Origin of the sequence: Ideonella paludis (assembly GCF_018069865.1) — a bacterium.
In the GTDB taxonomy this organism is placed as follows: Bacteria; Pseudomonadota; Gammaproteobacteria; order Burkholderiales; family Burkholderiaceae_C; genus Ideonella; species Ideonella paludis.
The window spans coordinates 116,625-140,963 of record NZ_JAGQDG010000009.1; the positions used below are offsets into that span (position 1 = coordinate 116,625).

Here is a 24,339-nt window from a genome sequence, read left to right on the forward strand (position 1 = left end):
CACTCATGACTCGCCTCGCCCTTCGCAGCACGCTGGCTGCCGCAGCCGCCCTGGCCCTGAGCACCGCCGCATCGGCCCAAACCGCCTGGGTCTCCAGCGAAAAGGACAACAGCCTGGCCTTGGTGGACTTGAAGACCATGGCGGTCACCGGCACGGTGGCCACCTGCAAGCGGCCTCGGCACATGCAAATCGCCCCGGGCGGCAAGCAACTGATGGTGGCCTGTGGCGACTCACAGCAGGCCGATGTGATCGACCTCGCGACCAAGAAGTCCACCGCGAAGATCGGCCTGGGTGATGACCCCGAAATCTTCGACGTCTCGCCCGATGGCAAGACGCTCTACGTCAGCAATGAGGAAGACGCTGAAGTCGGTGTGATCGACATCGCCAGCAACAAGCGCAAGAGCGCCATCAAGGTCGGTGAAGAGCCCGAAGGCGTGCTGCTCTCCAAAGACGGCAAGACGCTTTACGTGACCTCCGAAGTCGCCTCCTTGGTGCATGTGATCGACACGGCGACGGGCAAAGTCACCCAGAACGTCAAGGTCGGCAAGCGCCCGCGCCGCTTTGCCCTGACGCCCGATGGCAGCCAACTCTGGGTCACCAATGAGCTGGGCGCCAGCGTCAGCATCCTCAGCACCAAAGACCACAGCGTCTTGGCCACCCTCAAGTTTGCCGTCAAGGGTGCCCGCGAGGCCGACATCACCCCGGTAGGCTTGGCCATGTCGGCCGACGGCAAGCAAGCATTTGTGGCCCTGGGCAAGGCCAACCATGTGGCCTTCGTGGATGTCGCCAGCCGCAAGGTGACCCAACTCGTGCTGGCCGGCAAGCGGGCCTGGGGCCTGGGGCTGAACAAGGCCGGCGACCGGCTGCTGGTGGCCAATGGTCTGTCGGATGACCTGACCATCATCGATGTGCCGGGCGCCAAAGCCCTCAAGACCGTAGCCGTGGGCCGAGTGCCGCACAGCGTGGTGGTGGTCGAATGAAGCGCTGGGGCTGCGCACTGTTGATGCTGGGGGCGGCCAGCGTTGAGGCCGCCGCGTTCAAGGCCACGCTGCTGGTGCTGGACGACGACCCCCGCTTACAACGCAGCCGCATCGAGCGCGCCTATCTGGGCCACCCCACGGGCCCAGCGGCTGACGCGGTGGCCGTGGCGATCAAAGAATCCAAGCTGGAGCTGGATGCGGTGGGCGCCAGCCTCAGCATCGCCACGGTGTCAGCGGCCGATGTCAAGGGCCTGCAAGACGCCGCCCGCAAAGCCGAAAAAGCGGGTGACGTGGCCCTGCTGGCCGACCTGCCCGCCGATGCCTTGTTGGCGGTGGCCGATGCCGTCAAGTTGCCGGTGCTCAACCTCAGCGCCACGGACGACCGCCTGCGCCAGCAAGACTGCCGGGCGCAGCTCTGGCATGTCGCCCCCAGCGAGCGCATGCGCGCCGATGCGCTGGCCCAAACCCTGGTCGCCCGCAAATGGAGCACGGTGCTGCTGCTCACCGGCCCCAGCCCTGCAGACGCCCAGCGCAGCGCGGTGGCCCAGGCCGCACTCAAGCGCTATGGCCTGAAGCTGGCAGGGGCCAAGCCTTTCAAGCTCTCCGGGGACCCGCGCGAGCGCGACTTGGCCAACGCCACCTTGCTGACCCAAGGCAGCCATGATGTGGTGTGGGTGGTGGACAGCGACGGCGAGTTTGCCCGCAGCCTGCCCTACCGCACCGCCACACCGCGCCCTGTGGTGGGCGACGGCGGCCTGGTGGCCTTGGCTTGGCATGCTCAGTATGAGCGTTACGGCGCGCCGCAGGTCTCTCGCCGCTTCAGCAAAGCCAATGCCCGCCCCATGACCGCGCAAGACTGGCAGGCCTGGCTCGGCGCCAAGGCGCTCGCCGCCGCGGTGATGGCCGCCCCTAAAGGGCCTGCGGCGGCCGTGGCCAAAGCGCTGGCCAGCGCTGAGTTGGACGGCTCCAAGGGCGTAGCCCTCTCCTTCAGGCCTTGGGACGGCCAGTTGCGCCAGACCCTGCTCCTGACCGACGGCCAAGGTGTCATCAGCACCGCGCCCATCGAGGGCATCTTGCACCCCAAGAACGCGCTGGACACCGTGGGCGCTGATGCCCCGGAAAAGCTCTGCAAGGTGGCACGATGACGCACGCCCTGCAGGCGCTGCGCGCCATCGTGCTGCGCGAGGTGATGAAGTTCATGCGGCAAACCAGCCGCTTGGCCTCGGCCGTGGTGCGCCCGCTGCTGTGGCTGGCGGTGTTTGCAGCGGGCTTTCGCAATGTGTTTGGCGTGGCCATCAACGAGCCTTACGACACCTACATCCCTTATGACGTCTACATCGCGCCAGGCCTTGTCGGCATGGTGCTGCTGTTCAACGGCATGCAGTCCAGCTTGGCCATGGTCTATGACCGCGAAATGGGCCTGATGCGTCTGCTGCTCACGGCCCCGCTGCCACGCTGGTGGATCTTGTTCGCCAAGCTCAGCGCCACCGCCCTGCTCAGCCTGCTGCAGGCGGCGGCCTTTGTGGCGGTGGCGGCCCTGCTGGGCACCACCTTGCCGCTGTGGGGGCCGCAGACGCCGATGGTGCTGCTGGCGGCGGTCAGTGCGGCGCTGATGTTGGGCGCCTTGGGCCTGCTGCTGTCGGTGCACATCAAGCAGTTGGAGAACTTTGCCGGCACGATGAACTTCGTGATCTTCCCCATGTACTTCATGTCCACCGCGCTCTATCCGCTGTGGAAGCTTGAAGAATCCGGCGCCGAATGGGTCTGGTGGATCGCTCGCTTCAACCCCTTCACCCATGCCGTGGAGTGGATGCGCTTTGCGCTCTATGACAAAGACCCCGGCGTCGCGCCCTATGTGGTGCTGGGCACCTTGGCGGTATGCTTCGCCGCTGCCGCTTGGGGCTATGACCCGCAGCGCGGCTTTGGGGCGCTCACCAAACGTGGCCCAGGAGGCCCCCCATGAAGTTGTTCTCTTGGGCCGCAGGCTCGGTGCTGGACACCGCCGAGCGCTTGTTCTGGGCCTGGGCCTTGTCGGCCGCGCTGGTCTTGTTTGGCGCCGCCTGGATGCAGCATCGCGGCCTGTGGCAAGCCCTGATCCAAGGCGACCCCAGCGGCATCAGCTTGGGCATCGTGGGCCTGAGCGTGCTGACCACCGGCTGGTGCGGGCGTCGCGCCTGGCTGCTGCGCCAGCAGGCCCAAAGCGGCACGGCCTCCTCCTGGCGCGCCGCCTGGCGAGCGGACCGCCGCCAAGCGCCGGACATGGCAGCCAGCCTGCTGTCAGAGCGCAGCCACGGCCCCCATGAAACCGCTTGGTGGCTGGCTGCGGCCACCATCAAGCTGGGCCTGCTGGGCACGGTGGTGGGCTTCATCGTCATGGCCACGCAGATCGGCCGCATGCCCACGTTTGACATCGACCAGGTCCAGGCCCTGCTCAAGCAAATGACCCAAGGCATGGCCATTGCGCTCTACACCACCCTGGTGGGCCTGATGGCCAATCTGTGGCTGGGCCTGCAATTGCTGCTGCTGGACCGCATGGCCGACCGCATCGTGGCCGACATCGTGGCCGAGCCTCTGGGCGAGCCTGGAGCTTGATGCCATGGCCTTGCTGCGCCGACGCCGCCATGACGAGATCGACCCCTTCAGCGATCTGTTGTTCAACACCTTGCTGGCCTTTGTCATGCTGTTTGCGGTGGCTTTGGTGGTGATGAACCCCAAGGCCAAAACGGGCGTGATCGACGCCAAGGCCGAGTTCATCATCACCGTGACCTGGCCCGACCTCAACCCCAATGACATCGACACCTGGGTCGAGGACCCGGCTGGCAACAAGGTGTGGTTCCGGGCCCGCGAGGGCGGCATGATGCATTTGGACCGTGACGACCGCGGTTTGGCCAACGACACGCTGGTGATCAATGGCCAGCAAGTGGTCAACCCACTGAACCAAGAGGTGGTGACGGTGCGCGGCTTTGCGCCGGGCGAGTACACCGTCAACCTGCACTATTACGACACCAAGAACGGAGAGCCTGTCACGGCCACGGTCTCGGTCGTCAAGGTCAACCCGCGTGCCGAGGTGGTGTTCTATGGCACGGTGGACTTGGCCCGCAAGGGCGACGAGGCCACAGCCGCGCGCTTTGTGGTCAACCGGGACGGCGGGGTGGAGGGCGTCAACACCCTGCCCAAGACACTGATCGAGAGGATGTGATGGCCACCGATGCTTTGCTGTGGGCCTATATCGCCCTGGTGTTCTTGGTGGGCTTGGCCTGCTTGGCCTCGGCCTGGCCGCGGGCCTTGAAGGCGGCCTTGGTGCTGGCCACCGTAGGCCTTTATTTTTATGCGGAGCATGCGCTGGATGATGTCTGGGGCCGGCCTTCGCGCGCCGCCTTGCCCGAGCGCTTTGTGCTGCTGGCGGCGGTGATCGAAGAGCCCAGCAAAACCAAGCCCGGCGCGCTGTTTGTGTGGGTCAATGCGCTGGAGAACGGCAAACCCCTGGCCGAGCCCCGCGCCTATCGCCTGCCCTACACCAAAGACCTGCACAGCCTGCTCAATGAAGGTCTGAAGAAGGTCCGCCAAGGCGTGAGCCAAATGGGCACGGCCGAGCCCAAGCGCGGCCCCAAAGGCTTCTCCTGGCTGCGGCCGGGCAGTGACGAGCAGGAGGTCAAGATCCGCGACCTGCCCGTGCCGCAACTGCCTGAGAAGTGAGGCAGACCCGCGATGTCTGAGGTCTCCCTTCTGCGACGAGGAACCGCGCTGCTGGCGGGGTTGGGCTTGGGCTTGGCCCTGAGCGCCTGCGCGCCCAAGCCGGTGGGCCACGACCTGTTTCCCCTGGGAGAAGGTCATCAATGGCGTTACGACGTGAAGACCGAGTGGGAGAACAACGTCATCGAGCATGAACCCTTGGTGATGGAAACCTTGGGCCAAAGCCCCTTGGACGATGGCCCCGCGTGGCTGCGCCGCAGCGATGCCGGCATCAGCTACTGGCTGCGCGGGGACGAGACCGGCATCTACCGCGTGGCCACCAAGAGCGAGTTGGACGCCGACCCCCGCTACGACAAAGAACGCCGCTATGTGCTGAAAGCCCCGCTCACAGCGGGCAGCACTTGGCAAAGCGATACCACCGCCTATCTGCTGCAGCGCCGGCAAGAATTCCCCCGCGAGATCCGCCACACGCACCCCGCCGTCAAGATGGTCTACAGCATTGAAGCCACCGGTCTGGTGGTGGACAGCCGAGCGGGCCGCTTTGAGGGCTGCGTCAAGGTCAAGGGGCAAGCCAGCCTGCGCCTGTTTGCCGACCCTGTGGTGGGCTGGAAAGACATGCCCCTGATCACCCAAGAGTGGTACTGCCCCGGCGTGGGCCTGGTGCGCTTGGTGCGCGAGGAGCCAGCGAACTCCACCTTTTTGACCGGCGGCACCTTGACGATGGAACTACTGGAATGGAAATGATCACCCGCCGTCGCGCCTTGAGCCTTGGCGCTGGGCTGAGCCTGGCCGCCTTGGCGCCGCTGGGCAGCCGAGCACAGGGCGCCGAGCCCAGCTTTCCGCACCGACCCATCACCCTGTGGGTGCCTTGGCCCGCCGGGGGCGCCACCGACCTCACCATGCGCGTGCTGGCCGAAGCCGCTGGCCGCCACCTGGGCCAAAAAGTGCTGATCGAGAACCGGCCCGGCGCGGGCGGCACCTTGGCCATGCCGGTGCTGCAGCAAGCCGCGCCCGACGGCTACACCATTGCACAGTTGCCCCAGCCGGCGCTGCGTGCGCCCTGGACCCAAAAGGTGATGTGGGACCCGATCCGCGACACCACGCCGCTGCTGCAACTCAGCGGCGTGACCTTCGGCATCTTGGTGCCGGCGGCCAGCCCCATCAAAACCCTGGACGACCTGTTCGCGCTGGCCAAAGCCAAACCCGGCGAGCTGAGCATAGCCACCAACGGCGTTGGCACCACCCCGCATGTGGTGATGGATGAACTGCTGGGCCACCGAGGCCTGCGCTATGTGCACGTGCCCTACAAAGGCACGGCCGAGCAGATGCTGGCGGTGTCCTCCGGCCAGGTGCAGGTGGGCGTCAACTCCAACGGCTTTGCGCCTTATGTGGACAGCGGCAAGCTGCGCCTGATCGCCACTTTGGCCGAGCACCGCACCAAGCGCTGGGCCCAAGTGCCCACGCTCAAAGAGCTGGGCCATGGCATTGTGGCGACCTCGCCCTATGGCCTGGTCGGCCCCAAAGGTCTGCCCGGCGCCGTCGTACAGACCTTGCACGACGCCTTCAAAGCCGCACTGTTCGACCCGGCCCATCTGGCCGAACTCGCCAAGTACGACCAAGAGCCGCTCTACCTGGGCGCTGACGACTACGGCCGCAGCCTGCGTGAGGCCTACGCGGCCGAGAAACGCACGGTGGACAGACTGGGGCTGGCCAAAGCAGGGTGAGATCCCTCCCCCCCACATTCGAGGGGCACTCGGGTCGCTGATGCATTGAAAATGCAGCCATCCACTCGAACCCGCCCATGAAACTCATCGTCGTCTTTGCCACGCATCGCAGTGGCACCAATTACCTGGGGTCGGTGCTCAAGCAGCGCCCACAGATGTTCACGCTGGGGGAGTTGTTTCACCCTCAAGAGGCGTTTGGCTTGCGGCCCGCCCATTTGCAGCGCCTGGGCAAGTTGGCCTCTCAAACGTTCGCCAAGCCGAATGACCCGGCGCTCTTGGCTTGGCTGCACGAGCACCCTGTGCAAGCGGTGCAGACGCTCTATCAAATGGCCGAGCGCAAAGAGCGTGAGGCCATGTACTTCAAAGTCTTCTTCAGCCACTTCACCACACCGGTGGTGGGCACGGTGGCCAAGCTGGCGGGGCTGCCGGGCTTCACGCCCGTGGTGTTGCAACGGCGCCCGCTGGACGTCTACATCTCCAATGCCAAGGCCACCCAGGTCGGCTCCTGGCAAAAGGCAGACACCACCGATTTGCGCATCACCCTCAGTGCCAAGCACTATGCCCAGTGGGCGGACAAGGCCCGCCGCTGGTATGCACAGGTCAATGAGGGCCTCAAAAAGGCTGGCGCGACGCCATGGCGCGTGAGCTACGAGCAGGATGTGGACATGGCGCCCGAAGCCTTGGCCGCGCATTGGGCCACGCACCTGGGCTTGGCCCCCCCAGCCGCCCTGGACACCAGCAAAGCCCTGGAGCGCCAAGACCGCAATCCGGACTGGCGACTCAAGGTCAGCAATGCTGAAGAGTTTGAGCAGGCTTTGCGCCACGCCAAGCTGTGGGACGAAGCGCTGGGTGGCTTGGCCGGCCCACGCTGAGTGCCTGGGCTGCTTAACGCCAAGTTCAGGGGTTAGGTGCCCGGTGCCGGCACCGGCACCGCTGCCGCCAGGCGCCAACCGGGCCGGGCCGCCTCAGGGTGAACCGGCCCCATCTCTAAGTCTGCCCCCCAAGCCCAGAGCCGCTCTTTAAGACCCGCCAATCCATGGCCGCGCAGCAGGGCTTGATCGGGATGGGGCTCGCCTCGGCCGTCGTCTTGCACCACCCAAGCCAAGTGCGCGCTCGCGCCGGCAGTCTGCTGCCACTGCAGGCTGAGGCTCACTGCCTGAGCCTGAGCGTGTTTGGCGACATTGGTCAGCGCCTCTTGGCTGATCCGATACAGCATCAGGACCAAATCTCGCGGCAGCGGTGCGTGCGCGTGATCCTCCAAGCCAATGTCCACACTCAATGAAAAGCTTGCACCGGCGCTGCGCCGCCACGCGGTGACCAATGATTGCAGCAAGGTTTGCAGCGTGGCCACCGTGCAGGCTTCATCACTCACCGTCAAGGGCCGCAGCTGTGCCAAGACCGAGGCAATGTCTTGCTGAATGGCCGCGCAATGCTGGTCCATCTGTTGCACCACGGCCTGCCATTCAGGCGCTTGCGCGGTTTGGCGCAGCAGCCAGCGGGTGTCCAGGCGAAGCGCCGTCAAGCGTTGGCCAAACTCGTCGTGCAACTCACGCGCCAGATGCGCCCGCTCCTCTTCTTGCAAGCCCAAAACTTGCTGGGCCAAACGGCGGCGTTCAGCATCGGCCTGGGCCAGAGCCCCATCCAAGTGACGCAAGGCCGCCGCCACGGCTTCCAACTCGGCAATGGGCATGGGCGGCAAGGACTGCACCTCAAAGTGACGCTGCCCCGGTTGGGCCTGCTCCAGCCTTTGAATGGCCGCCAAGAGGCGTGACAAAGGGGCCAAAGCGCGGCGTGTGTTCCAAGCCATCAGGGCCAGCAGGGCCAGCGACATCAAGATCAAGATCGCGCTGGCTTGCAGCAGCGACTGCAAGGCCTCGTGCTGCTCGCTCTGGGGCGCCGCGCTCAGCACCACGGACCAGGGCGCGCCCTGCGGCCGGGCCAGCGTCCAAGCCACAGTGAAGGGGTCGTCGGCATTGAACAATCGCCTGTGCAGGCCAAGCCACAGCCCCTCCCAGGGCTCAGGCCAGGTCGAGGTCTCCAGCGCGGGGGGGCCGGCCTGGAGAATCAATCGGCCACTGGCATCCAGCACGCGCACGCTCAGGTGGCGCAACGGCCCCTCAGCCGCCCATTGGGTCAGGGCCCGCTCCGCCTGCGCGTCCTCTTGCAAACTCAGGGTGCTGAGCCTCTCCACCAGGCCAGCCACCGCTTTGGCCCCCTCCAATTCGTCCGCCACATCGTCCCGCATGCTCAACAGGCCCAGGCCCAGCAAAGCGGCCACGCCCACCGCCACCACGAAGGCAGCGCGACGCAAAATCTGGCCCGGTAGATCCAAGTGCAAGAGAGTGTCGGCGGCAGGCATAGGCCATCCAAAGCACAAGTCGAAAGACCTATGATGACCCAAACCCGCGAACGGCAAGCTGCGCCGAACTGGTATTGGATCGGTATCCCTCGGCTGTTTCTCTATGAAGTTGAGCGTCTCAGGGTTTACAGCCTTGCCATGTGGTCTCATCTGGTACTATAGTGGTATCACTTCATCAAGGCCACGGCTTCATGAGCACCACTCCCCCTAGCTCACCGCTCTATTTGATAGGTATCGATGGCGGCGGCACCGGCACACGAGCCCGCTTGGCCCTGAGTGATGGGCGCGTCCTGGCTCAAGGCGAAGCTGGGCCCTCGGGCCTGAGCCAAGGGGTGGAGCAAGCTTGGCAGCATGTGCAGCAAGCCATCGCCAAGGCCTTCGCTGAGGCTCAACTGCCCCTGCCCTCAGCCGCGGATTGCGCCGTGGGCCTGGGCTTGGCAGGGGCCATCTCGCCCGCTCGCGCCGAAGCTTTTCTGCAAACCGCCCCCCCGTATGCCTTGTTGGCCCTGGAGTCCGATGGCGCCACCACCTTGCGGGGCGCCCATGCGGGCCAGCCCGGTGCGGTCTTGGCGTTTGGCACAGGCAGTGTTGGCGAGGCCTTGTTGGCCAACGGCCGCAAAGTCTCCGTGGGCGGCTGGGGCTTCCCGTCGGGCGATGAGGGCTCTGGCGCATGGCTGGGCCTGCGTGCAGCACAAGTAGCACAGCAAGCCTTGGATGGCCGCCGCCTGGCCGGCGCACTGGCGCAGGCCGTTTGGCAAGCCACGGGCGTCGGCCGACAAGCCTTGCTGGAGTGGTGCAGCGGTGCGGGCCAGCGGGCCTACGCCTCTTTGGCCCCACTGGTGTTTGAGTGCGCCGAAGTGGACCCCGCCGCCAACCGCCTGCTGCAAGACGCTGTCAGCGCCGTGATCCAGATGGCTCAAGCCTTGGATGCCACCAGCCAGTTACCCTTGGTGATCACCGGCAGCATTGGCAAACGCCTGCTGCCCCTGCTGCCCCACGAGCTGCTCGACCGCTGCGTGTCCCCCGCTGGCGACTCGGCCGATGGCGCACTTCAACTGGTGCGCGAGCGTCTCGCCCACCGCCCAAGCTGAAGCCTGAGCACCTTGCCTACAGGCCCGACCATGACCTCTCATACCCTTCATCCCCAACGCCTGGACGGCGACATCCTCACGCCACAAGGCTGGCGCCGGGGCTGTGCCCACCTCAGCCAAGGCCGCATCACCGCCATTGATGGCCCCTTGGTGTCCGAGCCCGAAGTGCGCGCTGCGCGCCGTGCGCTGATCCTGCCGGGCTTTGTCGACCTGCACGTCCATGGCGGCGGCGGCTTTGACACCATGGAAGGCGGCCCGGCCATTGAGCACATTGCCCGCATGCACGCCCGCCACGGCACCACCAGCCTCTTGGCCACCACCATGACGGCGCCCATGGGCGAGTTGCGTCAGGCCATGGCGGCCTTGGCCCCCACCATTGCCGGCCCCATCCGCGGCGCCGCCCGCGTGCTGGGCGTGCACCTGGAGGGCCCGTACATCAACAGCGGCAAGCTGGGTGCGCAGCCCGACTTTGCGCGGGCTGCTTCGGTGCAAGAAGTGCTGGCCTTGCATGCATTGGCCCCGATTCGCCTCATCACCTTGGCGCCGGAGATGCCCGGCCACCTGGAGATGATCGAGCCCCTGCGAGCGGCCGGTTTTGTGGTGCAAGCCGGCCACAGTAACGGCAGCTATGAGGATGGTGTCGCTGCCTTGGAACACGGTGCCACTGGCTTTACCCACCTCTTCAACGCCATGTCGGGCCTGCACCATCGCTCGCCCGGCATGGCCGGCGCCGCCCTGGCCCACGCCCGCTTTGCCGAGATCATCCCGGACTTGCTGCATGTGCACCCCGGTGCCTTGCGCGTGGCGCTGCGCGCCATTCCCTGCCTCTATTGCGTCACCGACTCCACTGCCGCTGCAGGCATGCCCGATGGCGAATATCGCTTGGGCAGACACACCGTCACCAAATGCCTGGGTGGTGTGCGCCTGGCCGACGGCACCTTGGCCGGCAGCACGCTGACCATGGACCAAGCCTTGCGCAACTTGGTGGGCTTGGGCCTGGAGATTGAGGACGCCTCGCGGCGCGTCTCCACCTATGCCGCTGAATTTTTGGGCCTGCATGACCGCGGCCACCTCAGCCCCGGCGCCATGGCCGATGTGCTGGTGCTCAACCCCGAGCTGAACATCGAACGAGTGATTGTTGAAGGAGAAGAGATTGACCTCGCGCATGCGGGCTGAAGCCCTGGAAGCCCCCCAAGCCATCGCACGCCTGTTGGCGTCGGACGCGGCCACCTATGACGCCCTGGGCGCCTCGCTGCGCAGCCAGGACCCCAACGCCGTGCTGACCGTGGCGCGGGGCAGTTCTGACCATGCCGCCAGCTTCATGGCTTATCTGACCATGGCTCGCTTGGGCCGCTTGGTCACCTCGCTGCCCATGTCGGTGGTCACGCTCTACAACTCCCGCCTGCGCTGCGAGGGGCTGGTGTCCTTGGCGTTCTCGCAATCGGGCCAAAGCCCCGACCTGATCGCCCCGACCCGCCGCCTGCGTGAAGGCGGCGCGCGCACAGTGGCACTGGTCAACGATGTGAACTCGCCGCTGGCTGAAGCCGCTGAGTTCCTGCTGCCCTTGCATGCTGGCCCCGAGCTGAGCGTGGCCGCGACCAAGAGCTATCTCTGCCAATTGGTGGCCGGCGCACGGGTGGTGGCCGCTTGGCAAAACGATGGTGTGCTCAACAACGCACTGGCGGCGCTGCCCGACGCGCTGACGCAGGCCTCGCAGGCCGACTGGTCGCTGTTGCCCGAGTCCTTGCTGAAGGCCGACAAGCTCTTCGTCATTGGCCGTGGCTTGGGCTTGGCCGTCGCGCAAGAAGCGGCGCTGAAGTTCAAAGAAACCTGCGGCATTCAGGCCGAGGCCTTCTCCGGCGCCGAAGTGCGCCACGGCCCCATGGCCTTGATCGACGCCGGCTACCCGCTGCTGGTGTTTGCGCCCCGCGGCCCGGCGCAGGCGGGTTTGCTCAGCCTGGCGCAAGACATGCGCGCTCGGGGTGCTCGTGTGCTGCTGGCTGCGCCCGCGGGCACACCCGGCGCACAGTTGCCGCTCAGCCTCACCGCGCATGAAGACCTGGACGCCATCGCCGCCATCCAGAGCTTCTACCCTGCCGTCGAAGCACTGGCCCGCGCCCGTGGCGGCGACCCCGATCAACCCCCTCACCTGGCCAAGGTCACGCGGACCCATTGACATGAGCAGCGCCCCTCGCACCACACTCAGCCACAGCCTCAACATGCCCCTGCCCAGCTTTCATCCTGGCCAACTGGTGATGGTGGACATCCCAGGCAAGACCCTGGCCCCGGAGACCGCCGCCTTTTTGCGTGACCACCGCGTGCGCGCGGTCTGCCTGTTTCGCAAAAACCTGGGCACCGAAGATGAGATCCGCCGCCTGACGGCCGACTTGGCCGCCGTACTCGGCCCCAAGGCGCTGATTGGCATTGACCAAGAAGGCGGCTCGGTCATCCGCGCCACCTGCCTGCCCCAAGCGCCCGCCGCCATGGCGCTGGGCGCCGCCGACGACGAAGCCCAGGCCGAAGCCGTGGGGGCTGCCGTGGCTCGCGGCCTGCGGGCCCTGGGCATCAACTGGAACTTTGCGCCGGTGTTGGACGTCAACTCCAACCCCGCCAACCCCGTGATCGCCGAGCGCAGCTTCGGCGCCGACCCGCACCGCGTGGCTCGCTTGGCGGCGGCCTGGATGCGCGGCTCGCTGCGCGAGGGCATCGCCTGCTGTGTCAAGCACTTCCCCGGCCACGGTGACACGCATGTGGACTCTCACCATGCATTGCCCACCGTGGACAAATCGCTGGCCGAACTCGAAGCCCTGGAGCTGATCCCCTTCCGCGCCATGGCTCAGGGCGAGAACGCCGCGCCGGCGGTGATGACCGCCCATATCGTCTACCCCCAAATCGACCCGATGCACCCCGCCACCCTGTCGCATGCCGTGCTGACGGGCGTGCTGCGCCAAGCCCTGGGCTACCAAGGCGTGGTGATCACCGACGCGCTGATGATGAAAGCCGTTTACGAACGTTATGGCCACGCCCGGGCCGCTGTCCTGGCCCTGCGCGCGGGCGCCGACATGCCGCTGGCACAAGGCACCGCCGGCGAACAAGCCGCTGCCATTGAAGCCCTGGGGCAAGCCCTGGTGGAAGGCGACATCGACGAAGACGCCGCGCTGCAAGCCTGCGCGCGCCTGGATGCACTGGCCGAGCGCTTCCCGCTGCAAACCGTGCCCTACGCCCCAGAGCAACGTGCCGCTGATGATGAGCTGATGCACCTGGCCTGGGCGCGCGGCCTGTGTGTGCTGCGCCAGGCCACCCCGCCGGCGCAAGATGCACCCCTGCGTGTCATCACGCAAGCGCGGGTCGATAGCGATGGTGTCTCAGAAGCCGGCCTGCCTGCCTCAGACGTGATGGCTTTGTTCGAAGGCTTTGCCAACGTCGAGTACGTCACCTTGAACGACCTGAGCGCCCTGGAGCCGCATCATCTGCCCGAGGACGGCCGGCTCAACATCCTGGTCAGCAACCACCGGGCGCGCTATGCCGAAGGAGCCCGCGTGGCTCAGCCCCACCTGCACCTGGCCTTGTGGAACCCCTTCCAGGTGCTGGACATTGCCGCACCGGCGGTGGTGAGCTGGGGCTATGCCCAAGGCGCGCTGCGGGCCGTGAAGTCATGGCTCAAGGGTGAGCTGATGGTCAGCGCCACGCCGCCGGTGCCGCTGCCCTGATCCCGCACACCACCACAACATCGTTGGAGACACCGCATGGGCACCACCGCCGCCGCCACCCGATCACCCGCGACATGGGTGCTGAGCCTTTACTTCCTGCAGGGCTTGCCCTTCTTCATGGTCAATGTGGTGGCCGGGCTCATGCTCAAGAGCATGGGCGTGCCTAACGAAGAGATCACCCGCTGGACTGGCCTGCTGGGCTTGGCTTGGGTGTTCAAGCCCTTGTGGAGCCCCATCCTGGAGTTGGCCCCCAGCAAAAAGTGGCTGGTCATTGCCTTCCAAGGCTTGGGCGCGGTGGCGCTGACCTTGGTGGCCTTGTCGCTGCACCTGCCGCATTTCTTTGTGGCGTGTATTGCGCTGTTGGCGGTGGTGTCCATTGCCTCGGCCTCGCATGACATTGCCTGCGATGGCCTCTACATCGCCACCCTCAGCGCCAAGCAGCGCGCCATTTGGGCCGGCTGGTTGGGTGCGTGCTTCAACGGTGCGAAGCTCTTCGCCATGGGCGGTTTGGTCATCTTGGCCGGGTACCTGGAAGGCCGCATCGGCGTCATCGGCGCCTGGGCCACCGTGTTTGTGCTGGCCGCTGCCGTGATGGGCATTTTGGCGGCCTATCACGTCTGGGCTTTGCCCGACACCCGCGAAGCGGCCACAGCGCCCACGGAGGGCAGCCTGGGCGGCACGCTGGGCGAGGTGATCCGCAGCTTCTTCCAAATCAAGGGCGTGTGGCTGGCCATTGCCTTCATCTTGCTGTTCCGCGCCGGTGAGTCTCAAGTGCAAGCCATTGGCCCACTGTTCCTGAAGGACGCGACCGCCGTCGGCGGCTTAGGCCTGGGCACCAGCGAGGTGGGCTGGTCTTACGGCACCGCCGGCACCCTGGCCTTTTTGGCGGGCAGTGTGTTGTCAGGCTACTTCACCGCCTGGCTGGGCTTGCGACGGGCCATGGTGTGGCTGGTGTTGGCCATGAACGTGCCCAACCTGGCCTTCTACTTGATGGCCGTGTTCCAACCCAGCGCACTGTGGGTCATCTCGGCCGCCGTGAGCCTGGAGACCTTTGGCTATGGCTTTGGCTTTGTGGCGGTCATCTTGTTCATGATGCAGTTTGTCGAAGGCAGCAAGTACCAAACCGCCCACTACGCCTTGGCCACCGGCGTGATGGCGCTGGGCTACGTCCTCTTCAAGACCCTCAGCGGCGACGTGCAACAAGCCCTGGGTTACCAGAACTTCTTCTTGGCCGTGGTGCTGTCTGCGGTGCCGGTGTTCGTGCTGCTGCGCTGGCTGCCGATCCGTGACGAACAGCCAGCAGCCGCGACCCCGGATGCCACTCCATGAGCCTGCGTGCCCTGACTGCCTGCGCGCTGGGGCTGGCGCTCAGCGCCTCTGTGCTGGCACAAAGCGCCATCGCCCCAGCCCCGCAACGCTTTTTTGACGACTTCAGCCAAGCCAGCGTCAGCGCCCTGAGCCAGCAGGGCTGGATGGTGCGCACCGCCGCCGGCCACCCCGGCGTGCCGGGCGCGCGCTGGTCCGCTGAAGGCTTGAGCTTGGTGAGGGACCCGCAAGCACCCGGCCAGCAGTGGCTGCGCCTGAGCGCGCGCACCGATGGCACGCCCGAAGGCACCCAGCAGACTCAGCTGTGCCAGCCGCGCAAGTTCCTCGAGGGCACTTACGCAGCGCGCGTGCGCTTCACCGACACCCCCGTGCAGGGCGACGACGGCGACCCGGTGATCCAAACCTTTTATGCCGTCTCGCCCCTGAAGCATGACTTCGACCCCGAGTTTTCGGAGATCGACTGGGAGTTCTTGCCCAATGGGGGCTGGGGCAGCCCGGTGCCGCGCCTCTATGGCATCACCTGGCAGACCGTGCGCCTGGAACCCTGGCTGGCCTTTAACGACAAATTCGAGCTGCCCGAGGTCAAGGCCGGTTGGCACACCCTGGTGGTCCAAGTGATGGGCGGCCAGACCCGCTGGTTTGTGGATGGCCGCCCGGTGGGCCAGCATGGTGGGCGCAACTACCCGGTCGTGCCCATGGCGCTGAGCTTCAACCTCTGGTTCTCGCCCGGCGGCTTGCTGCCGCCCAGCGCCACACCGCGGGTCTACGAGCAAGATGTGGACTGGGTACTGCATGTGCGCCAAGCGGCCTTGAGCCCTGAGCAAGTCGAGCTTGAAGTGCAGCGCCTGCGCCAAAGCGGCCACGCCACCCTCGACACCCTGCCCCCCGCCAGCACAGAGCTGGCCCATCGCTGCGATTTCTGATGCGTCTACCGGCCATTGATGCCCTGCGGGGCTGGACCGTGGTGGCCATGTTGGTGGTCAACAACCCCGGCGACTGGAATGCGGTGTATGCACCTTTGCTGCATGCCCATTGGCATGGATGCACACCCACCGACCTGATCTTCCCCTTGTTCCTGTTCTTGGTCGGCGTCGGCCTGGCGCTGGCCGCGCCGGTGGACGGCGATGCGCCAACGCTGCGCGCGGCACAAGGCCAGATGCTGCAGCGTGGGCTCAAGCTCATCGCCCTGGGCTTGGTGCTGCACCTCATCGCGCACTGGGCCTTGGACACCCGCAGCTTCAGGCCGGCCGGTGTGCTGCAACGCATTGGGCTGTGCGTGGCCTTGGTGGGGGTCTTCAGCCTCACCACGGCAGGCCGCAGCGCACGCGGTTTGGTCATGGCGATCTGCGCGGTGATGGGCGTTCACAGCCTGCTCTTGGTGATGGGCGGCTCTCTGAGCCATGAGGCACGCTTCCACCATTGGGCCGCCACCCTGGATACCTGGGCCTTTGGTGCTCACAGCTACGAGTGGCAAGCCACCCTGCAGCGCGGCCTGGACCCTGAAGGCCTGCTCAGCAGCCTGGGGGCGGTGGTCAGCACCGGCCTGGGTTTGATGGCCGGGCGCGTGCTGCGCGAGTTCGGCATGCCAGCGGCGCTGCCAAGGCTGCTGAAGCAAGCCTCGCTCCTGTTGCTGTTGGGCGGCCTCAGCAGCCTGCTTGCGCCCATGAACAAAACGCTGTGGACACCCAGCTATGCCATGTGGACGGCTGGCTTGGCGAACGTCGCCTTGTGTGGCGCCCTGGCACTGCAGTCGCTGGCCCCTCAAGCCCTGTGGGGCCAGCGCTTTGGCCGACACGCCATCACGGCCTATGTCTTGGCCTGGCTGGGCGTGTGCGTCTTGGGCGCCACCGGCTGGCAAGTACCGCTGTGGGCTGCCCTGCAGCAAGCGCTGGGGCCGGGCTGGCCAGCGCCCGCCGTGTCCTTGGTGTGGGCGCTCAGCTTCTTGCCGCTGTGGTGGGCCGTGTTGCGCCTGATGGACGCCCGCGGTTGGCGCTGGCGCGTCTGAGCAAGCCCCGCGCAGCGCGGGGCCCGCACAGCACGATTACTTCTGCGCCTGAGCGCGCAGCCAGGTCTTCCACAGCCGCGCCAACTCGGCCGACCCGTCTTCGCTCTTGATGGTGTCCAAGACCTTCACCGCCTCGGCGCTATGGCCCGCCTTCACCCAGGCCCAGGCCAGATGCAGACGTGCTTCGTCAGGCTTCTTCACGCCGCCGCGCGCCAGACCATCGGCCAAGGCTTTGGCGGCGTCGGCGGGGTTGCCTGCAGACACGGCCGCCGTGCCCACCAAGGTCAGGGCATGGCCATCCTTGGCGGCCTGGGCCGCTGCGCGGTCACTGGCCAGCTGAGCCTTTTCTTTGGCAGAGGCCTTGGCGGCCTTGTCGCGCAGCTTTTGGTGCTCGCCGGCATTGGGCCCAGTGCCCAAACGGCCAGCTTGTGTGCCTGCGTCCAAGGCCAGCAGGGCCTCGGTGAACAAGCCGCCTTCCATGGCCAAGATGGCCAACTCGATGTCTTCAGCCTCGTCACGCAAGGCGCCGGTGGCCTGCTTCAGGCGCAGCAGGTCCAGGGTCAGGCTTTGGCTGAATCCCGGCTGATCCGGCACCCGGCTCAGCAATTGCGCCCAGACCTCTGGCTTGGGGTAGTGCTGTGCTTGGCGCTGCAGCGCCGCATAAACGCCTGGCTCGTCTTTGGCCTTGGCATAGGCGCTCACCAGCAAACGCAAGCTGGTTTCGCTGGGCTTGCGGCCCGCCGCTTCCTCAGCCTGCACCATGGGCAGCAATTCTTTGGCCGCCGCCCCCGCATCCCCGCTCAGATACAGCGCTTGGGGCAACAAGGCACGCACCGCGGCGTCTTGCCCGCCTTCTTGGACATAGCGACGCAAGGTCGCGGCGGCCGGCGCGTATTGGCGCAGCTGCAATTGAGCACGCGCCAGGGTGTCGAGCAGCGAAGGGCGATCGGCGGCCGGTGTCAGGGGTGAGGCCAAGGCCACCTCAAAGGCGGCGACAGCCACGGGCAGCTCATTCGCCTTGAGCGCTGCCACGGCCCTCGTGCGGGCAATCAGATAACGTTCATAGTCATTGAGCGAACCCACTTGCTCAGCGACGCGCAACTCTGCCAAAGCCTCCACGGCCTTGCCCGACTTCAACAGGTCTTGCGCCAATTGCAGGGGTTTGCCCACTTCCGCACGGGCCGTCGGCGCGGGCGACGAGGCGGGGCTGGCAGCCTGGGCCCACAACACGGGCGAGGCCGTCGCCATCAACACCGCCAGAGAAATCTGGCGCAGGGCGGGTAATGCGAAAGCAGTCATCGGAGAGCGGCGAAAAAAAGAAAGGGGTGAACGGTGTGGCCCGCGCTGTTCATGGGCTTGGGCCGGACTTGGGAGTGTGTCACAGCGCAGGCGTTACAGGGCGGTTTCAAGCGGCCCCAAACCGCAGTGCCAAGTCCTTCAGGGTTCCTGGCACGTCCTCTGGCGGCACCGGCCGCCCGACCCACCAGCCTTGGATGGCGCTGACGCCACAGTGCGCCACAAAGTCCCGCTCAGCCGTGGTCTCAACGCCTTCGGCCACCACGTCGTAGCCCAGGCGATGCAGCGTGCTGCAGATCTCGCGATAAAGCCGCTCGCCACGAGGCTCTGTGGCCGCCATCAGCAATGAGCGATCCACCTTGACCACATCGACCTCGGCGCTGTGGAACAGCGCCAAGTTGGAATAGCCCGTGCCGAAGTCATCGACAAACACCCGCACGCCCGCTGTGCGCAGGTCCATCAGACGAGCCCGCACCAACTCAGGCTCTTCAATCAGGCTGCTCTCCAACAACTCCACTTGCAGCATGCCCGGCGGCAGCTTGGCCAGCGTGCTCATCAAGCGTGCAAAGGACTCGGCATTGCACAAGGTGGATGCCGTGAGGTTGATGGCCACCGGCGCGTCCACGCCTTGTGCACGCCAGCGCTCCACGTCCTCCACGACCCGGCGCACCACCCACAAGTCGAGCAAATCCCCAAAGCCCACCCGCTCTAGGGAGGGCAAGAAGCCTTGAGGTGCCACCGCACGCCCTGCGGCATCTTGCAAACGAAGCAGGGCCTCAAAGCCCAAAACCCGGCCGGTATGCACATCCACCTTGGGCTGATAGTGCATGCTGAGTTGCCCTTCGCGCAGCAGCTTGAGCGCCGCATGCGCTTGGCGGCTCCAGTCATGTTGCGCGTCTTGGCGCTTTACAAAGCGCGCCTCTGAGAACACTTCCAGCCCCGGCCCCAAGTTCATGCGATTGGCCAAGTCCCAGGCCGCTTCACCCAACTGCTCTTGCTGCACCCAGCGCTTGACAAAGGGGCGATAGATCACGATGGACAGCAGGAACAAGACCACTTGCAAGGCCCAGACCTTCTCCAGCGGGGCCCCCAGCAAGAGAGGCTTTAAGAAGTGCGGGATCACCCAAGTCACGTCCCAACTGCCACTCGCAGGGATCCATTGCCACTCGGCCACCACCAGGTAGGTGATCAACGCATTGAGCGTCGGCGCCAGCACAAACGGCAGGAAGAACACCCAGTTGCCCACCACGGGCAGCGCAAAGGTCAATACTTCGTTGATGTTGAACACATGCAAGGGCAAGGCCCAGCGCCAGACCTTGGGGCCCGGCTTGCGCCACTGGTACCAAATCAGACAGACCAACAGCGCCAAGGTGGCGCCTGAGCCGCCGATGTAATTGAACACATTGTCCAGATCAGCCAGCGACACGCCGGGCAAGGCCATCGTGTGGTGCAAGGCGTTGCCCGAGGCCCAGTCCATCACCCCGGCGCCATTCATCCCCATCCACCAGGCCACATTGCCCAAGGCCGTGAGCACCACCACCGCCAACCACGCCGGTAGCCACTCAAAAATTCCGGCCAGCGGACCGGTGCTGGACGGCAGGAGCGTGGCCGGCCAGGCCAAGAGGCACAAGGAAATTGCAAACGGTGTGCCATTGGCCAAGGTGCGCGCCATGGCGGGCGAGGCCTGACTGAGGTCACCGAACTCCAGGCGAGGCATGCCACGCCGAACCAAACGCATGCAGGCCACTGCGGCACTGGGCAGCAGCACCGAAGCCAGCATCATCCAGCCCCAGTTCTGCGCAGGAGCTTCGGGGCCCAGGGACGACAAGAACGCCAAAATCATCAGCGACAAAGTCAGGACAACGACATAAATCGGGTCGTCGCCATAAGCCCTGGCCAAATGAATCGCCGTAGACGCCGCCATCGCCACCGGCCAGAAGTACTGCTGGAAGCTGAGTACCGAAGTCAGCAACTGGTGAAAGGCGCTGGAGGCCGCCACATCCCCCAAGTCCATGGCAGAGAGCGTCAGCCCCAAGCACTGCATCACCAGAAAGACTGGGAGCATGGAGAGGAAGCTCTCACGCAAGGCGAGAACAAAGTTGCTCTTTGGTAACCTTAAAATGAGGGAAAGACGCATGGTTTTGAATGAGGGCCAACAGCGGGATGGCCCAAAATTCATTCAAAACTGCTGGCAGGGCCGCGGGCATAGTAGCACCGCGCCCGCCTCCTAGCCTCCGGCGTTCAGTTCCGCCACGAAGTCGTAGGTGTCGCCCCGATAGATGGACTGCGACAGCTCAATGGCGCGGCCGTCCCGGAGATAGCCCAGGCGCTCCACGAGCAATCCTGCGTCCCCCACCTCGGCCTCCAACAGCTTGGCTTGCTCCTCGTCGAGCAGCAGCGCCCGCAGGCGCTGCAGTGCGCGCACCGGGCGCTGGCCCGCCCGCTCCAGAGCCTCATACAGCGATGTGTCGACCACTTCAATGGACGGCAACACCGAGGCAACGATGGTGGCGTACTCAATCGACATCGGCGCGTCGTCGGCATAGCGCAGGCGGTTGAAACGATAGACCAAGGTGCCTGGGCTCAAGGCCAGCTTCATCGCCTCTTCAGGGGTGACGGTGCCTTCCGCACGCTTGAGCCACTCGCTGCGCGGCTCGCGCCCGCGCGCCCGCATGTCCTCTGAGAATGAGGTCAGCTTGGCGAAGTTCTTTTCAATGCGGGTGTTGACGAAGTTGCCCGCGCCTTGGCGCCGCGACAACAGGCCTTCTTCGGCCAAGCCTTCAATCGCCTTGCGCACGGTGATGCGTGAGACCTGAAGATCAGACGCCAACTGCCGCTCAGAGGGCAGCGCATCGTCAGGCCCCAGCAAACGCAACTCTATGGCCTCGCGCAAGGCACGTTGCAATTGCTGGTACAGCGGCTGGCTGCTGTTGGGATCTAGATTGCGCAAGAGATGCGCCAACGCAGTCATGAATGAAACCTCAAGGCCAAGGGGCAGGGATGAAGGGCTGCCAATAATACCAATAGAACACCACAAGACGGCCACAACGCAGCACAAAGCGCGGCAGGCTGTGGAGGGATGTGGAAGGGTGTTGTGCCAGTACCGCAACCAATCCCTCAGGAAGAACCCTTGATTCCGACCTTCTGAGAAGGAAACTGGTAGCCAACTGGTCCCAATTGGTAGTACAGTGGTACGCATCGAGTTTCAGCCCATTGGGCACAGACCGCGCCGTCCTAGCGCACCGCTGCGCCCTACCCCTAACCGGCCGCCAATCTGGCGCCACCACCCTGCTAGAGAGTGAGGAGACCATGAAGACTTCCCTGACGCCCATCGCATCTGCGGTTGTGCTGGCTTTGGCCGGCACCGCGGTGCACGCCCAAACTGCCCCCGCCAAGCCTGCCGCTGCGGCCTCTGCTGCAGAGACCGAACGCGTCGAGGTGATTGGTATTCGTGCTTCTTTGCAAAAGTCTCTGCAGAGCAAGCGTGACGCCGAGTCCCGCGTGGAGGTCATCACCGCCGAAGACATCGGCAAGATGCCCGACAAAAACGTGGCTGACTCGCTGCAGCGCGTCCCGGGCCTCAGCATCAGCTCGGCCAGCGCCAACGAAGGCGGCTTTGACGAGAACGACCGCGTCAGCATGCGCGGCACCAGCCCCAGCTTGACCCAAACCTTGGTCAACGGCCATGCCATTTCCTCGGGCGACTGGTTTGTGCTGAACCAGACCGGTACCGTGGGCCGTAGCGTGTCTTACTCCTTGCTGCCTTCTGAGCTGGTCAAGGAAGTGGTAGTGCACAAGAGCGCCGAGGCCCGTCTGGTCGAAGGCGGCGTGGCGGGTGCGGTCAACATCGTGACCCGCAAGCCCTTGGAGTTCAAGAAGCAGCTCACGCTGGAAGCGCAGTTGGGTGGCGTGTATGCCGACAACCCTGGCACCACCGACCCTCAGCTGAGTGCCCTGGTGAACTGGAAGAGCGCTGACAACACCTTCGGCGTGATGCTGCAGGCTTTCTCTGAGCACCGCCATCTGCGCCGCGACGGCCAAGAGCTGCTGGGCTACACCCAGATCAAGGCCGGCAGCACCATCGCGACCTCCAACCCTGACCTGGCCGGAGTGTGGTACCCCACCCTGATCGGCTCGGCCCTGTTTGAGCAAAAGCGCGAGCGCGAAGGCGGCCTGCTGGGCGTGCAATTCAAGCCCACGAATGACGTCACTGTGGGCGCCACGGCCTTCACCTCGCAGATGAAGGCGGCCAACTACAACCGCAACTACATGTTGTGGGGCTCGAAGATCCTGAACGAAGGCAACGGTCAGGCGCCCAATGCTGGCTATGTGGTGCGCAACAACACCCTGGTGTCCGCCACCTTTGCACCAGTCGCCGGCACGCAATACGGTGTCTATGACCAGATCTCGCGTCCCGATGCAGGCTCTGACTCCTCCTTCTTCACGGTGGACGGCACCTGGAATGTCAGCGACAAGCTGAAGCTGACCGGCATGGTGGGCACCACCAAGGGCACCGGCAAGACCCCCACCCAAGACGTGGCCGAGTGGAACACGGGCGTTGGCAGCGGCGCCTCTTGGAAGCTCAATGGCGTGAACAGCGCGGCCGACTGGTCCTTGGGCACCGCCAACAACAGCAGCCCCGCTGGTGTGGGCCTGGGCTGGATCTTCGGTGACCAAGGCGTCAACGTGAAGGACAAGGAGAACTGGGGTCAAGTCGATGGTGAGTACGCGCTCGACAGCGGCCTGTTCACCACCCTGAAGTTTGGCGTTCGCTCCACCAGCCATTCGCGCTCCAACCAAGGCGTGATCGGCCAAGGCCCAGGCTGCAAGACCAGCACCGGTGCCAATGTGGGCTTCGATTGGAGCCAGCCTTACTGGTGCCCGGTCGGCACGGCTTCTGCCGCCGACCCCGCCAATTTCCCCAAGGGCACCACACCTTACCCGAGCAACTACGCTTCGGGCTTGGGCGGCACCTTCCCGCGCGATGTCTGGTTCTACACCCCCGAGCAACTGGCCACCTACAACAGCCTCTATGCCAACCGCTCTACAGACGGCTCGCGTGAGAACTGGACCTCCGAGTACGGCATGTCCGAAAAGACCAACGCAGCCTATCTGCAGTCCGACCTGGAAGGGAGCGGCTGGAGCGGTAATGTTGGCCTGCGACTCGTGCAAACCAAGCAGTCTGTGACCAACAACGTGGCGGTCTCGGCCAACACGCCCGGCGCCGTGACGGCATCCGCCTTCGGCCCCTACCTGCCGACCACGACGGACCACACCTACACCGATGTGCTGCCGAGCATGAACGTCAAGTTCAAGCTGAACAAAGACATGGTGGCTCGTTTCGCCATGTCCCGCACCATGTCGCGCCCTGACTACTCGGCGCTGGCAGGCTCGGTGTCCTTGGCACCTCCGGCTACCGCAGGTGGCGTGGGTTCTGGCTCCGGCGGCAACCCCGACCTGAAGCCCGTGCGCTCCAACAATATGGACCTGACGCTGGAGTACTACTACGCACCTCGCGCCTTGGTCTCCGCTGGTCTGTTCCACATGGGCCTGAGCAGCTACGTGGGCTACGGGCAGGTCAACAAGCAGTTCATGACCTACAGCGCCACCGCACCGCAAGGCGAAATGGTGAACTATCTGCTGACTGTCCCTGTGAACACCACCGGCAAGGTCAACGGCATTGAGCTGGCTTGGGAAGCGCCGCTGTGGGGTAACTTTGGCGCCAACGCCAACTACACCTACACCGACGCCAAGGAAGCCGGTGGTGGTCCTCTGGTCGGCGCGTCCAAGCACACCTATAACCTGGGTGCTTACTACGAAGACGACAAGTTCAACGCCCGCGTGGCCTACAACTTCCGCTCCAGCTTCTTCAGTGGCCTGGATCGCAACACCGCCTTCTTCCAGGACGACACCGCCAACGTGGCCGCCTCTTTGGGCTACAAGATCAACGACCGCTTCAGCGTGTCCTTGGACGGCCACAACCTGAACAACGCGAAGCTGAAGTACTTCGCCTTGAACACGGACCAGCCTCGTTCGATCTATGAAAACGGTCGCCAGTACTACCTGACGCTGCGCGCCAAGCTGTAATCGCCTGATCAGCCCACAAGGCTGCGAGGATGGGGGTGAGCTGCAGTTCGGGCTCACCCCTTTTTTCT

Annotated in this window: 21 protein-coding genes; 17 read left to right on the forward strand and 4 right to left on the reverse strand. The window is 65.2% G+C overall.

Features of this window, described 5'->3' with window-relative positions:
• The first annotated feature begins 5 nt into the window (after positions 1–5).
• The 9 genes from KAK11_RS20285 to KAK11_RS20325 all read left to right on the forward strand — a co-directional run bounded on the left by KAK11_RS20285 (position 6) and on the right by KAK11_RS20325 (position 7,269).
• Entirely contained in the window at positions 6–980 is a 975-nt protein-coding gene (locus tag KAK11_RS20285; protein ID WP_210811319.1) for a PQQ-dependent catabolism-associated beta-propeller protein, read from the forward strand.
• On the forward strand, positions 977–2,125 hold the full coding sequence (locus KAK11_RS20290; protein ID WP_210811321.1) for a type 1 periplasmic-binding domain-containing protein: 1,149 nt from the start codon (positions 977–979) through the stop codon (positions 2,123–2,125). Before KAK11_RS20285 ends, KAK11_RS20290 begins: the two co-directional genes overlap by 4 nt.
• Positions 2,122–2,943 (forward strand): lanthanide ABC transporter permease protein PedC, encoded by an 822-nt coding sequence (gene pedC / locus KAK11_RS20295; protein ID WP_210811322.1) that lies wholly within the window; start codon positions 2,122–2,124, stop codon positions 2,941–2,943. Before KAK11_RS20290 ends, pedC begins: the two co-directional genes overlap by 4 nt.
• Positions 2,940–3,572 (forward strand): MotA/TolQ/ExbB proton channel family protein, encoded by a 633-nt coding sequence (locus tag KAK11_RS20300; protein ID WP_210811325.1) that lies wholly within the window; start codon positions 2,940–2,942, stop codon positions 3,570–3,572. The genes pedC and KAK11_RS20300 overlap by 4 nt, the downstream gene beginning before the upstream one ends.
• A gap of 4 nt (positions 3,573–3,576) precedes the next feature.
• Positions 3,577–4,179, forward strand: coding sequence for a DUF2135 domain-containing protein (locus KAK11_RS20305; RefSeq protein WP_210811326.1), 603 nt, complete (start codon positions 3,577–3,579; stop codon positions 4,177–4,179).
• Positions 4,179–4,676 (forward strand): hypothetical protein, encoded by a 498-nt coding sequence (locus KAK11_RS20310; protein WP_210811327.1) that lies wholly within the window; start codon positions 4,179–4,181, stop codon positions 4,674–4,676. Before KAK11_RS20305 ends, KAK11_RS20310 begins: the two co-directional genes overlap by 1 nt.
• A 12-nt stretch (positions 4,677–4,688) precedes the next feature.
• Positions 4,689–5,417 (forward strand): hypothetical protein, encoded by a 729-nt coding sequence (locus KAK11_RS20315; RefSeq protein WP_210811328.1) that lies wholly within the window; start codon positions 4,689–4,691, stop codon positions 5,415–5,417.
• Positions 5,408–6,397, forward strand: coding sequence for a Bug family tripartite tricarboxylate transporter substrate binding protein (locus tag KAK11_RS20320; protein ID WP_210811330.1), 990 nt, complete (start codon positions 5,408–5,410; stop codon positions 6,395–6,397). Before KAK11_RS20315 ends, KAK11_RS20320 begins: the two co-directional genes overlap by 10 nt.
• A gap of 77 nt (positions 6,398–6,474) precedes the next feature.
• Positions 6,475–7,269 (forward strand): sulfotransferase, encoded by a 795-nt coding sequence (locus tag KAK11_RS20325; RefSeq protein ID WP_210811331.1) that lies wholly within the window; start codon positions 6,475–6,477, stop codon positions 7,267–7,269.
• Between the two features lie 32 nt (positions 7,270–7,301).
• On the opposite strand, the gene KAK11_RS20330 is transcribed toward KAK11_RS20325, so the two are convergent.
• A complete protein-coding gene (locus KAK11_RS20330; RefSeq protein WP_210811332.1) occupies positions 7,302–8,756 on the reverse strand; it encodes a sensor histidine kinase in 1,455 nt (484 codons plus the stop codon).
• Between the two features lie 191 nt (positions 8,757–8,947).
• Between KAK11_RS20330 and KAK11_RS20335 the strand changes: the two genes are divergently transcribed.
• Genes KAK11_RS20335 through KAK11_RS20365 form a run of 7 tightly spaced genes read left to right on the forward strand, consistent with a single transcriptional unit; the run spans position 8,948 to position 16,888 of the window.
• Positions 8,948–9,847, forward strand: coding sequence for a glucosamine kinase nucleotide-binding domain-containing protein (locus KAK11_RS20335; protein WP_210811333.1), 900 nt, complete (start codon positions 8,948–8,950; stop codon positions 9,845–9,847).
• A gap of 30 nt (positions 9,848–9,877) precedes the next feature.
• Positions 9,878–11,023, forward strand: coding sequence for an N-acetylglucosamine-6-phosphate deacetylase (nagA, locus tag KAK11_RS20340; RefSeq protein ID WP_210811335.1), 1,146 nt, complete (start codon positions 9,878–9,880; stop codon positions 11,021–11,023).
• Positions 11,013–12,023 (forward strand): SIS domain-containing protein, encoded by a 1,011-nt coding sequence (locus KAK11_RS20345; protein WP_210811472.1) that lies wholly within the window; start codon positions 11,013–11,015, stop codon positions 12,021–12,023. Before nagA ends, KAK11_RS20345 begins: the two co-directional genes overlap by 11 nt.
• Before the next feature lies 1 nt (position 12,024).
• Positions 12,025–13,557, forward strand: a complete 1,533-nt coding sequence (gene nagZ, locus KAK11_RS20350; protein WP_246499182.1) for a beta-N-acetylhexosaminidase — start codon at positions 12,025–12,027, stop codon at positions 13,555–13,557.
• Positions 13,558–13,593: 36 nt separating this feature from the next.
• On the forward strand, positions 13,594–14,886 hold the full coding sequence (locus KAK11_RS20355) for an MFS transporter (RefSeq protein ID WP_210811336.1): 1,293 nt from the start codon (positions 13,594–13,596) through the stop codon (positions 14,884–14,886).
• Entirely contained in the window at positions 14,883–15,806 is a 924-nt protein-coding gene (locus KAK11_RS20360; protein ID WP_210811337.1) for a glycoside hydrolase family 16 protein, read from the forward strand. The genes KAK11_RS20355 and KAK11_RS20360 overlap by 4 nt, the downstream gene beginning before the upstream one ends.
• Complete coding sequence (locus KAK11_RS20365; RefSeq protein WP_210811339.1) at positions 15,806–16,888, forward strand: acyltransferase family protein; 1,083 nt, start codon at positions 15,806–15,808, stop codon at positions 16,886–16,888. Before KAK11_RS20360 ends, KAK11_RS20365 begins: the two co-directional genes overlap by 1 nt.
• A gap of 36 nt (positions 16,889–16,924) precedes the next feature.
• Here the strand turns inward: KAK11_RS20365 and KAK11_RS20375 are convergent, their stop codons facing one another.
• The 3 genes from KAK11_RS20375 to KAK11_RS20385 all read right to left on the reverse strand — a co-directional run bounded on the left by KAK11_RS20375 (position 16,925) and on the right by KAK11_RS20385 (position 21,155).
• Positions 16,925–18,187, reverse strand: coding sequence for a tetratricopeptide repeat protein (locus KAK11_RS20375; RefSeq protein WP_210811341.1), 1,263 nt, complete (start codon positions 18,185–18,187; stop codon positions 16,925–16,927).
• 106 nt (positions 18,188–18,293) lie between these two features.
• Positions 18,294–20,249 (reverse strand): EAL domain-containing protein, encoded by a 1,956-nt coding sequence (locus KAK11_RS20380; protein WP_210811342.1) that lies wholly within the window; start codon positions 20,247–20,249, stop codon positions 18,294–18,296.
• 162 nt (positions 20,250–20,411) lie between these two features.
• Positions 20,412–21,155, reverse strand: a complete 744-nt coding sequence (locus KAK11_RS20385) for a GntR family transcriptional regulator (protein WP_210811343.1) — start codon at positions 21,153–21,155, stop codon at positions 20,412–20,414.
• Positions 21,156–21,493: 338 nt separating this feature from the next.
• Here KAK11_RS20385 and KAK11_RS20390 point away from each other — a divergent pair, with 338 nt between their 5' ends.
• A complete protein-coding gene (locus tag KAK11_RS20390; protein WP_210811344.1) occupies positions 21,494–24,271 on the forward strand; it encodes a TonB-dependent receptor in 2,778 nt (925 codons plus the stop codon).
• Positions 24,272–24,339 lie beyond the last annotated feature (68 nt).

What these genes read in the sequence shown, in the direction of transcription:
- KAK11_RS20285 (WP_210811319.1), top strand. Translation starts at nt 6, where the DNA reads ATGACTCGCCTCGCCCTTCGCAGCACGCTGGCTGCCGCAGCCGCCCTG.
- KAK11_RS20290 (WP_210811321.1), top strand. Translation starts at nt 977, where the DNA reads ATGAAGCGCTGGGGCTGCGCACTGTTGATGCTGGGGGCGGCCAGCGTT.
- pedC (WP_210811322.1), top strand. Translation starts at nt 2,122, where the DNA reads ATGACGCACGCCCTGCAGGCGCTGCGCGCCATCGTGCTGCGCGAGGTG.
- KAK11_RS20300 (WP_210811325.1), top strand. Translation starts at nt 2,940, where the DNA reads ATGAAGTTGTTCTCTTGGGCCGCAGGCTCGGTGCTGGACACCGCCGAG.
- KAK11_RS20305 (WP_210811326.1), top strand. Translation starts at nt 3,577, where the DNA reads ATGGCCTTGCTGCGCCGACGCCGCCATGACGAGATCGACCCCTTCAGC.
- KAK11_RS20310 (WP_210811327.1), top strand. Translation starts at nt 4,179, where the DNA reads ATGGCCACCGATGCTTTGCTGTGGGCCTATATCGCCCTGGTGTTCTTG.
- KAK11_RS20315 (WP_210811328.1), top strand. Translation starts at nt 4,689, where the DNA reads ATGTCTGAGGTCTCCCTTCTGCGACGAGGAACCGCGCTGCTGGCGGGG.
- KAK11_RS20320 (WP_210811330.1), top strand. Translation starts at nt 5,408, where the DNA reads ATGGAAATGATCACCCGCCGTCGCGCCTTGAGCCTTGGCGCTGGGCTG.
- KAK11_RS20325 (WP_210811331.1), top strand. Translation starts at nt 6,475, where the DNA reads ATGAAACTCATCGTCGTCTTTGCCACGCATCGCAGTGGCACCAATTAC.
- KAK11_RS20330 (WP_210811332.1), bottom strand. Translation starts at nt 8,756, where the DNA reads ATGCCTGCCGCCGACACTCTCTTGCACTTGGATCTACCGGGCCAGATT.
- KAK11_RS20335 (WP_210811333.1), top strand. Translation starts at nt 8,948, where the DNA reads ATGAGCACCACTCCCCCTAGCTCACCGCTCTATTTGATAGGTATCGAT.
- nagA (WP_210811335.1), top strand. Translation starts at nt 9,878, where the DNA reads ATGACCTCTCATACCCTTCATCCCCAACGCCTGGACGGCGACATCCTC.
- KAK11_RS20345 (WP_210811472.1), top strand. Translation starts at nt 11,013, where the DNA reads ATGCGGGCTGAAGCCCTGGAAGCCCCCCAAGCCATCGCACGCCTGTTG.
- nagZ (WP_246499182.1), top strand. Translation starts at nt 12,025, where the DNA reads ATGAGCAGCGCCCCTCGCACCACACTCAGCCACAGCCTCAACATGCCC.
- KAK11_RS20355 (WP_210811336.1), top strand. Translation starts at nt 13,594, where the DNA reads ATGGGCACCACCGCCGCCGCCACCCGATCACCCGCGACATGGGTGCTG.
- KAK11_RS20360 (WP_210811337.1), top strand. Translation starts at nt 14,883, where the DNA reads ATGAGCCTGCGTGCCCTGACTGCCTGCGCGCTGGGGCTGGCGCTCAGC.
- KAK11_RS20365 (WP_210811339.1), top strand. Translation starts at nt 15,806, where the DNA reads ATGCGTCTACCGGCCATTGATGCCCTGCGGGGCTGGACCGTGGTGGCC.
- KAK11_RS20375 (WP_210811341.1), bottom strand. Translation starts at nt 18,187, where the DNA reads ATGACTGCTTTCGCATTACCCGCCCTGCGCCAGATTTCTCTGGCGGTG.
- KAK11_RS20380 (WP_210811342.1), bottom strand. Translation starts at nt 20,249, where the DNA reads ATGCTCCCAGTCTTTCTGGTGATGCAGTGCTTGGGGCTGACGCTCTCT.
- KAK11_RS20385 (WP_210811343.1), bottom strand. Translation starts at nt 21,155, where the DNA reads ATGACTGCGTTGGCGCATCTCTTGCGCAATCTAGATCCCAACAGCAGC.
- KAK11_RS20390 (WP_210811344.1), top strand. Translation starts at nt 21,494, where the DNA reads ATGAAGACTTCCCTGACGCCCATCGCATCTGCGGTTGTGCTGGCTTTG.